This is a genomic window from Geobacillus zalihae NBRC 101842, assembly GCF_001544135.1.
Classification (GTDB): Bacteria; Bacillota; Bacilli; order Bacillales; family Anoxybacillaceae; genus Geobacillus; species Geobacillus zalihae.
Genome location: NZ_BCPV01000159.1, coordinates 1 through 581, shown reverse-complemented (window position 1 = coordinate 581; position 581 = coordinate 1). Strand labels below are relative to the sequence as shown.

The window sequence follows — 581 nt, the reverse complement described above, 5'->3', positions numbered from 1 at the left end:
GAAAGCCGATGGCACGATCACCCTGAATAAACAGCTATACGAAGTGCCGCCTCGGTTCATTGGGCAATCGATTGAGCTCCGCTATGATGAACGGGGCGTCTATGTGTACGAAGATGGCAAACGGGTGGCGGAAGCCATTCGGGTGCGTTTGGAGGACAATGCCTATGTGAAGCGCCACCGGTCGCCGTTTGCGGCGGTTTCGGCGAAGGAGGGCGAACAGGATGTATAAAACGTTTTATTCCCTCTCGCGGGAGCCGTTTGCGAAAGAAACCGACCCGTCCGAGGCGTATCAAGGGGCGGCGTTTCAAGAAGCGCTGCGGGCGCTGGAGTACGTGAAACGAACCCGGGGGATCGGGCTGTTGATCGGAGAGCCGGGGGCGGGCAAGACGTTCGCCCTTCGGGCGCTGAAAGAGTCATTGAATCCATCATTGTATCATGTCGTCTACTTTCCGTTATCCACCGGAGGCGTGATGGATTTTTACCGTGGACTGGCCTTGGGATTAGGAGAGGAACCGAAGTACCGCAAGGTAGATCTCTTCCGCCAAATCCAGCAGGCGATCGAGCGATTGTATCATGAACGA

General features: G+C 56.1%; 2 protein-coding genes. Both read left to right on the top strand.

The window, feature by feature from the left end; all coding sequences use genetic code 11:
• Nucleotides 1–229: Mu transposase domain-containing protein (locus GZ1_RS17820; RefSeq protein WP_174520706.1), on the top strand; the 229-nt coding region annotated here is incomplete at its 5' end.
• Nucleotides 222–581 (top strand): ATP-binding protein (locus tag GZ1_RS17815; RefSeq protein ID WP_157074409.1); only part of this gene is annotated, 360 nt, incomplete at its 3' end. The genes GZ1_RS17820 and GZ1_RS17815, both read left to right, overlap by 8 nt.